At 71.8% G+C, this 10,800-nt stretch carries 7 protein-coding genes and 1 pseudogene; 2 read left to right on the top strand and 6 right to left on the bottom strand.

The annotated features are described in order from the left end of the window. The 5 genes and pseudogenes from IE242_RS33970 to tkt all read right to left on the bottom strand — a co-directional run. Nucleotides 1-219: pseudogene (locus IE242_RS33970) on the bottom strand (glucose-6-phosphate isomerase); the annotation flags it as partial. Next, nucleotides 212-1,147: a glucose-6-phosphate dehydrogenase assembly protein OpcA gene (gene opcA / locus IE242_RS33965; RefSeq protein ID WP_189866327.1), complete on the bottom strand. Its 936-nt coding sequence runs from the start codon at nucleotides 1,145-1,147 to the stop codon at nucleotides 212-214. The gene opcA and the pseudogene IE242_RS33970, both read right to left, overlap by 8 nt. Then, entirely contained in the window at nucleotides 1,144-2,688 is a 1,545-nt protein-coding gene (gene zwf, locus IE242_RS33960) for a glucose-6-phosphate dehydrogenase (protein WP_189866325.1), read from the bottom strand. Before zwf ends, opcA begins: the two co-directional genes overlap by 4 nt. Then, nucleotides 2,688-3,842: a transaldolase gene (tal, locus tag IE242_RS33955; RefSeq protein ID WP_189866323.1), complete on the bottom strand. Its 1,155-nt coding sequence runs from the start codon at nucleotides 3,840-3,842 to the stop codon at nucleotides 2,688-2,690. Before tal ends, zwf begins: the two co-directional genes overlap by 1 nt. 19 nt (nucleotides 3,843-3,861) lie before the next feature. After that, nucleotides 3,862-5,955 (bottom strand): transketolase, encoded by a 2,094-nt coding sequence (tkt, locus tag IE242_RS33950; protein WP_189866321.1) that lies wholly within the window; start codon nucleotides 5,953-5,955, stop codon nucleotides 3,862-3,864. A gap of 157 nt (nucleotides 5,956-6,112) precedes the next feature. On the opposite strand from tkt, the gene IE242_RS33945 reads away from it, so the two are divergent. Further along, the gene (locus IE242_RS33945; protein WP_189866319.1) at nucleotides 6,113-7,036 is read left to right on the top strand and encodes a helix-turn-helix domain-containing protein; all 924 of its coding nucleotides are present in this window, start codon (nucleotides 6,113-6,115) and stop codon (nucleotides 7,034-7,036) included. A gap of 79 nt (nucleotides 7,037-7,115) precedes the next feature. Here IE242_RS33945 and IE242_RS33940 read toward each other — a convergent pair whose 3' ends face one another. After that, complete coding sequence (locus IE242_RS33940; protein ID WP_189866317.1) at nucleotides 7,116-8,495, bottom strand: glycoside hydrolase family 16 protein; 1,380 nt, start codon at nucleotides 8,493-8,495, stop codon at nucleotides 7,116-7,118. A gap of 422 nt (nucleotides 8,496-8,917) precedes the next feature. Between IE242_RS33940 and IE242_RS33935 the strand changes: the two genes are divergently transcribed. After that, the gene (locus IE242_RS33935; RefSeq protein WP_189866315.1) at nucleotides 8,918-10,726 is read left to right on the top strand and encodes a sulfatase-like hydrolase/transferase; all 1,809 of its coding nucleotides are present in this window, start codon (nucleotides 8,918-8,920) and stop codon (nucleotides 10,724-10,726) included. Nucleotides 10,727-10,800: the final 74 nt, after the last annotated feature.

Raw genomic sequence — 10,800 nt, 5'->3', positions numbered from 1 at the left:
GGCGGCGGCCAGTTCCCGCAGCAGGGCGAGGGTCTCGTCGGTGATCAGGTTCTTGGAGTAGTCGATGCGCAGGTCACCGACGTGTGCCACGTACCGCTCCGCGCGGGAGGGGTCGGCGGCGAACAGCTCCCGCAGATCCGGGTCGCGCAGCGCGTGCGCGCGGTGGTCCTTCAGCGCGGTCCACTCGGGGCGCTGGTCGAGCCTGGGGGTGTCAGTCATGGGAAGCGATCTCCTCGTTGGGCTCGCCGCGCAGGGCGACGCAGTACATCTCGTCCGCGTCGAGGCGGCGCAGTTCCTCGGCGATCAGTTCGGAGGTGGAGCGCACCTTCAGAGCGAGGGTGCGCGCGGGCTGGTCCGGCAGGGTGAGCGTGGCGAGGGGGCCCTCGGGGCGGTCGATGACGATCTCGCCGTTCGCGGTGCCGAGCCGGACGCCGGTGACGACGGGTCCGCCGGTGACGACCCGCTCGACCTGCACGCCCAGCCGTGCCTCCAGCCAGCGGGACAGCAGTTCGGCGCTCGGGTTCTCCGCCTCGCTCTCGACGGCGGCCGAGGTCACCGTCGCCCGGGCCTGGTCCAGGGCCGCGGCCAGCATGGAGCGCCACGGGGTGAGCCGTGTCCACGCCAGGTCGGTGTCGCCGGGGGCGTAGGACTTCGCCCGCTGCTCCAGTGCCGCGAGGGGGTTCTCCACGGCGTACATGTCGGTGATGCGGCGCTGGGCGAGGGCGCCGAGCGGGTCCTGCGCGGGCACCTCCGGCGCGTCCACCGGCCACCAGACGACGACCGGGGCGTCGGGGAGCAGCAGCGGCAGGACCACCGAGCCGGCGTGGTTGCACACCTCGCCGTACAGCCGCAGGACGACGGTCTCGCCGGTGCCCGCCTCGGAGCCCACGCGGACCTCGGCGTCCAGCCGGGACTGCGTGCGGTCGCGGGGGCCGCGGGCGTGCCGCTTGATGACGACCAGGGTGCGCGAGGGGTGCTCGTGCGAGGCCTCCTCGGCGGCCCTGAGCGAGTCGTACGCGTTCTCCTCGTCGGTGACGACGACCATCGTCAGCACCATGCCCACGGCGGGGGTGCCGATGGCGCGGCGGCCCTGTACGAGCGCCTTGTTGATCTTGCTTGCCGTGGTGTCGGTCAGGTCGATCCTCATGGCCTGCGCCAGCTCCGTCCGTCTCGTGCGAGCATCTCGTCGGCTTCCTTCGGGCCCCAGGAGCCCGAGGCGTACTGCGCGGGCGTGCCGTGCTGGTCCCAGTACTCCTCGATCGGGTCGAGGATCTTCCAGGACTCCTCCACCTCCTGATGGCGGGGGAACAGGTTGGCGTCACCGAGCAGCACATCCAGGATCAGACGTTCGTACGCCTCCGGGCTGGACTCGGTGAACGACTCGCCGTAGGCGAAGTCCATGGACACGTCCCGGATCTCCATCGAGGTACCCGGCACCTTGGAGCCGAAGCGCACGGTCATGCCCTCGTCCGGCTGGACGCGGATGACCATCGCGTTGGCGCCGAGCTCCTCGGTCGCGGTGGAGTCGAAGGGGGAGTGCGGGGCGCGCTGGAAAACCACCGCGATCTCCGTCACCCGGCGGCCCAGCCGCTTGCCGGCGCGCAGGTAGAAGGGGACGCCCGCCCAGCGGCGGTTGTCGACCTCCAGCTTGATCGCCGCGTAGGTGTCGGTCTTGGAGTGAGGGTCGATGCCCTCCTCCTCCAGGTATCCGCGCACCTTGGCGCCGCCCTGCCAGCCGGCCGCGTACTGTCCGCGCACCGTGTGCTCGCCGAGGTCCTCCGGCAGCTTCACCGACTTCAGGACCTTGAGCTTCTCGGTGAGCAGCGACTCGGCGTCGAAGGCGATGGGCTCCTCCATCGCGGTGAGCGCGAGGAGCTGGAGGAGGTGGTTCTGGATGACGTCGCGGGCGGCGCCGATGCCGTCGTAGTAGCCGGCGCGGCCGCCGATGCCGATGTCCTCGGCCATCGTGATCTGGACGTGGTCGACGTAGGACCGGTTCCAGATCGGCTCGTACATCGAGTTGGCGAAGCGCAGCGCCAGGATGTTCTGGACGGTCTCCTTGCCGAGGTAGTGGTCGATTCGGAACACCTGCTCCGGGTCGAACACCTCGTGCACGATCGCGTTCAGCTCACGCGCGCTCGTCAGGTCGTGGCCGAACGGCTTCTCGATGACCGCGCGCCGCCAGCCGTCCTCCGGTGCGTCCGCCAGGCCGTGCTTCTTCAGCTGCTGGACGACCTTGGGGAAGAACTTCGGCGGTACGGACAGGTAGAAGGCGAAGTTGCCGCCCGTGCCGCGGGAGGCGTCCAGCTCCTCGACGGCCTCGCGCAGCTGCTCGAACGCCGTGTCGTCGTCGAAGTCGCCCGGGATGAACCGCATGCCCTCGGCGAGCTGCTGCCAGACCTCCTCGCGGAACTCGGTGCGGGAGTGCTCGCGCACCGCGTCATGCACCACCTGCGCGAAGTCCTGGTCCTCCCACTCCCGCCGGGCGAACCCGACGAGGGAGAAGCCCGGCGGGAGCAGCCCGCGGTTGGCCAGGTCGTACACGGCCGGCATCAGCTTCTTGCGGGACAGGTCACCGGTCACACCGAAGATGACGAGACCCGAGGGTCCGGCGATGCGCGGCAGCCGGCGGTCGCGCGCGTCGCGCAGTGGGTTGGTCCAGTCGGAGGTGGTGTCGGAGGTGCTCATCACGCGTCCGCTCCCTTGCGGTCCAGGGACTTCTCGACCGCGGCCAGCAGCTCCTGCCAGGCGGCCTCGAACTTGGCCACGCCCTCGTCCTCCAGCCGCTTGACGACCTCGTCGTACGAGATCCCGAGCGCCTCGACGGCCGCCAGGTCGGCGCGCGCCTGGGCGTAGCCGCCGGTCACCGTGTCGCCGGTGATCTCGCCGCGCTCGGCGGTGGCGAGGAGGGTGGCCTCCGGCATGGTGTTGACGGTGCCGGGGGCGACGAGCTCGTCCACGTACAGCGTGGACTTGTACGCCGGGTCCTTCACGCCCGTGGAGGCCCACAGCGGGCGCTGCTTGTGGGCGCCGGACGGGGCGAGCGCGGTCCAGCGGTCGGCGGCGAAGACCTCCTCGTACGCCGCGTAGGCGAGCCGGGCGTTGGCGAGGGCGGCGCGGCCCTTGAGGGAGAGGGCCTCGTCGGTGCCGAGCCGCGTCAGCCGCTTGTCGATCTCGGAGTCGACGCGGGAGACGAAGAAGGAGGCGACGGAGTGGATCGAGGCGAGGTCGTGCCCGGCCGCCTGCGCCTTCTCCAGGCCCGCGAGGTAGGCGTCCATGACCTCGCGGTAGCGCTCCAGCGAGAAGATCAGCGTGACGTTGACGCTGATGCCGAGGCCGATGACCTCGGTGATCGCCGGGAGGCCGGCCCGGGTCGCCGGGATCTTGATCATGACGTTGGGGCGGTCCACCAGCCAGGCCAGCTGCTTGGCCTCGGCGATCGTGGCGGCCGTGTCGTGCGCGAGACGCGGGTCGACCTCGATGGAGACCCGGCCGTCACGGCCCCCGGTGGCGTCGTACACCGGGCGCAGGACGTCGGCGGCGGCCCGTACGTCGGCGGTGGTCATCATCCGTACGGCTTCGTCGACCGTCACCCCGCGCACCGCCAGCTCGGCGAGCTGCGCCTCGTACCCCTCGCCCGAGCCGATGGCGGCCTGGAAGATGGACGGGTTGGTGGTGACGCCCACCACGTGGCTCTTCTCGACGAGCGAGGCGAGGTTGCCGGAGGTGATGCGCTCGCGCGAGAGGTCGTCCAGCCAGATGGAGACGCCTTCGTCGGAGAGGCGCTTCAGCGGTTCCGCGGCCGCGGTCGGCGTTGCGGTCGTATCAGTCACAGTGATCATCTTTCTTCAGGGGCTCGCATCAACCGCGGTCGGCCGCGGTGTCCGTGACCGCGGCGAGCGCGGTCCGGGCGGCGGCGACGACGTTCTCGGGGGTGAAGCCGTACTCGGTGAACAAGGTCTTGGCGTCGGCGGAGGCGCCGAAGTGTTCCAGGGAGACGATGCGTCCGTGCTCACCGACGTACCGGTACCAGGTCAGGGCGATCCCCGCCTCGACCGCCACGCGGGCCTTCACGGACGGCGGCAGCACGCTCTCCCGGTAGGCGAGGGGCTGCTCCTCGAACCACTCCACGGACGGCATCGACACCACGCGCGTGGGCACGCCCCCGGCCTCCAGCTGCTCCCGCGCGGCCACGGCGAGCTGCACCTCGGAGCCGGTGGCGATCAGGATGACCTCCGGGATGTTGATGGAGGCCTCCTTCAGCACGTACCCGCCCTTCGCGGCGTCCGGGTTCGGCTCGTACGTGGGCACGCCCTGCCGGGTGAGGGCCAGTCCGTGCGGGGCCGGGTGCGTGGCGTGGCGGCGGAGGATCTCGGCCCAGGCGACGGCGGTCTCGTTGGCGTCGGCCGGGCGGACCACGTTCAGGCCCGGGATGGCGCGGAGGGAGGCCAGGTGCTCGACGGGCTGGTGGGTGGGGCCGTCCTCGCCGAGGCCGATGGAGTCGTGCGTCCACACGTACGTCACCGGGAGCTGCATCAGCGCGGAGAGCCGGACGGTGTTGCGCATGTAGTCGGAGAACACCAGGAAGGTGCCGCCGTAGATGCGGGTGTTGCCGTGCAGCGCGATGCCGTTCATGGCGGCGGCCATGGCGTGCTCGCGGATGCCGAAGTGGACCGTACGGCCGTAGGGGTCGGCCCCCGGCAGCGGGTTGCCCTTCGGGAGGAAGGAGCTCGTCTTGTCGATCGTGGTGTTGTTGGAGCCGGCGAGGTCGGCCGAGCCGCCCCACAGCTCGGGGATCACCGCGCCGAGCGCCTGGAGGACCTTGCCGGACGCGGCCCGGGTGGCCACCGCCTTGCCCTCCTCGAAGACCGGGAGGTGCTTCTCCCAGCCCTCGGGCAGCTGACCGGCGACGATCCGGTCGAACAGCTGTGCGCGCTCCGGCTGGGCGCCGCGCCACTCGTGGATCCGCTTGTCCCAGGCGGCGTGCGCCTCGGCGCCCCGGTCGAGGGCCTTGCGGGTGTGGGCGAGGACCTCGTCGGAGACCTCGAAGTGCTTCTCCGGGTCGAAGCCCAGGACACGCTTGGTGGCCGCGACCTCCTCCTCGCCCAGCGCCGAACCGTGCGACGCCTCGGTGTTCTGCGCGTGCGGGGCCGGCCAGGCGATGATCGTGCGCATCGCGATGATCGAGGGGCGGGCCGTCTCGGCCTGCGCCGCCCGGAGCGCCGCGTACAGGGCGTGGACATCGATGTCGCCGTTCCCGGCGGGCTCGATCCGCTGTACGTGCCAGCCGTACGCCTCGTAGCGCTTCAGCACGTCCTCGGAGAAGGCGGTGGCGGTGTCGCCCTCGATGGAGATGTGGTTGTCGTCGTAGAGGAAGACCAGGTTGCCGAGCTTCTGGTGGCCCGCGAGGGAGGAGGCCTCGGCGGAGATGCCCTCCTCCAGGTCGCCGTCCGAGACGATCGCCCAGACCATGTGGTCGAACGGGGACGCGCCCTCGGCGGCCTCCGGGTCGAACAGACCGCGCTCGTAGCGGGCGGCCATCGCCATGCCCACGGCGTTCGCCGCACCCTGCCCCAGCGGGCCCGTCGTGGTCTCCACCCCGGCCGTGTGCCCGTACTCCGGGTGGCCGGGCGTCTTCGACCCCTGGGTGCGGAACGCCTTGAGGTCGTCCAGCTCCAGCTCGTACCCGGCGAGGAAGAGCTGGGTGTAGAGGGTCAGGGAGGTGTGCCCGGGGGAGAGGACGAAGCGGTCACGGCCCGTCCACTCCGGATCGGCCGGATCGTGCCGCATCACCTTCTGAAACAGCGTGTACGCGGCCGGCGCGAGGCTCATCGCCGTGCCCGGATGGCCGTTGCCGACCTTCTGCACGGCGTCGGCCGCGAGAACACGGGCCGTGTCGACGGCACGCCGGTCGAGGTCGGTCCACTCGAGACGGTCAGATGTGTGCGTGCTCATCTTCAAGAAGTCCTCGGTAGGAGCAGGGGAACAGCTCTGACGTGTTCAAAACTAAAAGTCTGACTTTTGGCGCGGAAGGTCTCCCTGTGTCAGCCTTCGGTGAAAGTGGGACACCGGGGAGCGCTCCCGGGGCGGACCGAGCCGACGCGAGAGGGACATGACGGACAGAACCACCCGGAGTGGCTGCGTGGAGGACGACAGCGGCGGCCACCCGGATCGAGAAGGCATCAAGACGTTCGCCTTCCCGGTGGGCAGCAGCCGCGCCGGCGTCGGGATGCAGATCAGTCCGATGGCACCGGAGTACCCCTGGCACACCGGCGCACCCCTGGACCGGGTGCACCGCATCGACTTCCATGTGGTGATGTTGTTCACCGGCGGCCCCGTGACTCACATGATCGACTTCGCCGAGTACCAGGCCTCGGCCGGCGACCTGCTGTGGGTCCGTCCCGGGCAGGTGCACCGCTTCTCGCGCAGGTCCGGGTACCGCGGGACGGTACTGACCATGCAGCCCGGCTTCCTGCCCCGCGCCACGGTGGAGGCGACCGGCCTCTACCGGTACGATCTGCCCCCGCTGCTGCGCCCCGGCCCCGCGCAGCTGGCGGGCCTGACCGGCTCCCTGGAGCAGTTGGAGCGCGAGTACACCGACACCGAGACGCTCCCGCTCAGCCTGCACGCCGCGGTGCTGCGGCACTCCCTGAGCGCCTTCCTGCTCCGTCTCGCGCACCTCGCGGCCAGCTCGGCGGAGGCCGGGCGGCGGCAGGCGGACACGACGTTCACCCGTTTCCGGGACGCCGTCGAGCGCGGCTTCCCCACCAACCACAGCGTCAGCGCCTACGCCGACGCGCTGGGCTACTCCCGCCGCACCCTGGTCCGCGCCGTCCGCGCCGCGACGGGCGAGACCCCGAAGGGCTTCATCGACAAACGGGTGATCCTGGAGGCCAAGCGGCTGCTGGCGCACACGGACCTGCCGATCGGCCGGGTCGGCGTGGCGGTCGGCTTCCCCGACCCGGCCAACTTCTCCAAGTTCTTCCACCTGCACACCGGGGTCACGCCCGTGGCGTTCCGGGCGGAGCTGCGCTGAAGGGTGCGCGGTACGGGAAAAGCGGGCCCCCACGCGCGTGGGAGCCCGCTTTCGCCCTGTCGGGGGCGGCTCGGTGTCCTCAGTGTCCGAAGCCGAACCAGTTCACGTTCACGAAGTCCTGCGGCTGGCCGCTCGTGAAGGTGAGGTAGACGTCATGGGTGCCCGTGACGCCGCTGATGTTCGCGGGGATCGTCCGCCAGGACTGCCAGCCGCCCGTGTTCCCCACGGCGAAGCTGCCGACCGGCGCGCTCGTCCGGCTGTCGAGGCGCACCTCGACCAGTCCGCTCACCCCTGCGCCGGCGCCGCTCGCGACCCGTGCGCTGAACTGGCGCGCCGCGGTGGAACCGAAGTTCACGCCCTTGTAGAGCGCCCAGTCGCCGTTCGCGAGGGCGCCGATGTTCTGCCCGCCGCCACTGTCGGTGGTGGCCTCGGTCGTCGTCCCGCTCTGGCCGTCGTACGACTCGGCCTGGATGGTGCCGTACGCGTCACGGTTGCCCGTCGGGGGCGTGGTACCGCTCCCACCGGCCGACAGCACCTGGACGTAGTCGACGACCATCGAGTGGCCGGGCACCGTGGCCGCGTCCGGTCCGCCGCCGAAGGCGTCCACGAAACCGCCGCCCATCGCCACGTTCAGGATGACGAAGAACCCGTGGTCGGTGGCGTTGCGCCAGGTCGTCGCGTCGACCTGGTTCGCCCGCACCGTGTGGAAGTTGTTGCCGTCGAGGTAGAAGCGGATCTCCTCCACGCTCGTCGAGCGGTCCCACTCCAGCCGGTACGTGTGGAAGCCGCCCTGGCACGTGGTGCCCTGGCAGGTGGTGGAGCTGCCGATGCCGGACGTCTCGTTGCAGGGGCCGCCCGGGCTGGTGCCGCAGTGCATCGTGGCGTGGACGGTGTTGAGGCCGTTGGCGTTCTCCATGATGTCGAGCTCGCCCACGCTCGGCCAGTTCCAGTAGTTGCCCCGGTAGGGCGCGCCCAGCGCCCAGAACGCCGGCCAGTAGCCGCGGGCGGCCGCGCCCGTCACGTTCGGCAGCTGGATGCGGGACTCGATGCGCAGCTTGCCGCCCGCCGGCGGCTGGAAGTCCGAGCGGACGGTCTCGATACGGCCGGAGGTCCAGTTGCCGGCGGCGTCGCGCCGCGGGGTGATGCGGAGGTTGCCGTTGCCGTCGAGCGCGACGTTGCTGGTGCTGCTGGTCATCGTCTCGATCTCGCCGGTGCCCCAGCCCGTGGGCCCGCCGGGGTAGCCGGTGCCGGTCGCGTACTGCCAGTTGGCGGTGTTGACGCCGGTTCCGGCGGCGCCGTTGAAGTCGTCGACGAAGACCTGCGTCCAGCCGGACGGCGGAGCGGGCGCCGACGCCTCGGCGACCGACGCCCCGGCCGCCGCGAGGCTCAGCGCGCTGACGACGGCGAGCAGTGCGCGGCGCAGGGGCCGGCGCGGGGACGGTCCGAGGGTTCGTCTCATGAGTACCTCTTCGTGTCGGGGGTGGGGGAACACGTCTGAGAGCGCTCTCAGAGAGCACTGCGGGCTCAATGTGCTCTCGGACACACCGGCCGTCAAGAGGTGAAGCAGTGAAAGTCTCTGCGGGAGGGGCGAGTTCAGACGTCGAAGGCGTGGCGCAGGGGGCGTCCGACCGCCGCCCCGACCGGATGACAAGATCACTTCGTCCGATGGAACCAGAGCCGGGGGTTCCCCTCTCAACCGTCGGGTGCCGCCCTCAGCCGCCCGGGATCCTCCCGAGTCTCCCGATGTCCCATGACGCTCCCGGATGCTCCGTGCGCTCCCGCGACCTGCAACAAGGTGTTCATGTCGGGAGCGTGGTCCCGTCCGCCGTGTGCCGCCCGCCGTCGGTGCACGACCCACCGCCGTCCGCCACAGGAGCCCGTATGTCCAGCCGCCGTCGTTTTCTCGCCGGGTCCGGCGCCCTCGGCATGACCGGGACGGCGGCCGGGTGTTCCGCGGGCTCCGCGGGTGAGAAGGCCGCGGGACCGGCCCCGGCGACACCGGCCGGCCGGCCCTCCGCCCCGGTCGTCCCCGCCGCCCGGCCGGCCGGGCAGCCGCTCAACTTCGTGGTGGTCCTCGCGGACGACCTCGGCCACGGCGAACTGGGCTCCTACGGCCAGCAGCTGATCAGCACGCCCCGCATCGACCGGCTGGCCGACGAAGGCCTGCGGTTCACCGACGCGTACTCCACCGCCCCGGTCTGCGCCCCCTCGCGCTGCTCCCTGCTCACCGGACTGCACAGCGGCCACGCGGCCGTGCGCGAGAACCCGTGGGGCCCCGGGGGCCAGGGCCGCCTCACCGACCGGGACCTCACCTTCGCGGAAGTACTACGGGCCCGCGGCTACCGCACCGGCCTCATCGGCAAGTGGGGCTTCGGACCCGACGAACCGGACCAGCCGAGCCACCCCAACGCCCGCGGGTTCGAGACGTTCTACGGCTACATCCAGCACCGCCACGCCCACGACTACCACCCGGAGTACCTCTGGGAGAACGGCACCCGGCAGGAGATCCCCGAGAACCGCGCGGGCGCCCGCGAGGTCTACGCGCCCGACCTCATCGAACAGCGCGCGCTCGCCTTCGTCGACGCGCACAAGGACGAGCCGTTCCTGCTGTACCTCGCGCCCACCGTGCCGCACGCCCCCAGCCGCACCCCGGACGCCGGCGCGTACGCGGACCGGGACTGGAGCGACGCGGACAAGGCCCACGCGGCCCAGGTCGGCCTCTTCGACACGCTCGTCGGCGGCATCGTCGACCGGCTCACCGACCTGGGCCTCGCCGAACACACCCTCGTCCTCGTCACCAGCGACAACGGCCCGCACGAGGAGGGCGGCACCGACCCCGGCCTCTTCGACGGAGCCGGCCCGTTGCGCGGCCACAAGCGCAACCTGTACGAGGGCGGCATCCGGGTGCCGCTCGTCGCCTGGTCGCCGCGGCGGGTCCCGGCCGGCACCACCGACCGGCCGACCCCGCTGACCGACCTGCTGCCGACGCTCGCCGACCTGGCGGGCGCCCCCGCACCGTCGGACATCGACGGGCTCTCGATCGTCCCCCTGCTGCGCGGCGGCACCGGCGCCGCCCACACCCCCCGCCACGACCACCTGTACTTCTACCGCAACCACAGCGGGGTCACCCCGCGCGCAGACGCCGTCGACGGCGGCCGGGGGCGGCGCCTGGCCGAGGCGGTGCGGCGGGGCGACTGGAAGGCGGTCCGCTTCGCGCCGGGCCGGGACCGGCGGGTGCCCGACGAGAAGTGGGAGGTGGAGCTGTACGACCTCGCCAGGGACCCCGGCGAGCGGGACGACCTCGCCGCCGCGCGGCCCGCGCAGGCCGACGCCCTGGTGCGCCTGATGCGCGACTCCTGGGCCGAGACGTACGAGCGCGAGCCGTTCGGCGTCACCCTCGAAGTGACCGAGGAGAGTGAGGGCTTCCTCGTGACCGCCGCCCTCGCCAACGGCTCCTCCCGCCCCTGGACCGACGCCCGGATCACCCTGAAGGCGCCCGCCCACGGGCGGGTGCGGTCGCTCGACCCGGTGACCGCGCACCGCCTCCCCGCGGGTGGCACGCTCGCCGCACGCTGGAGGGTCACGCCCGCGCCGGGGGCGAAGGAGGGCCGGCTGACCGGCCGGGGCACCGCCACGCACGGGGAGGCGGCGGTGACGTACACGGCCCAGGTGCCCGTTCGGGTCCAGTAGGAGGGCGGCCGGGGACCAGCGCCCCAGGAGGTGCGCTCACCTCACCTCTACGCGTACGTGGCATCGGCGGTGAC

The organism is Streptomyces poonensis (assembly GCF_014650915.1).
GTDB classification, from domain to species: domain Bacteria; phylum Actinomycetota; class Actinomycetes; order Streptomycetales; family Streptomycetaceae; genus Streptomyces; species Streptomyces poonensis.
This window is presented reverse-complemented; position numbering and strand designations above follow the sequence as displayed.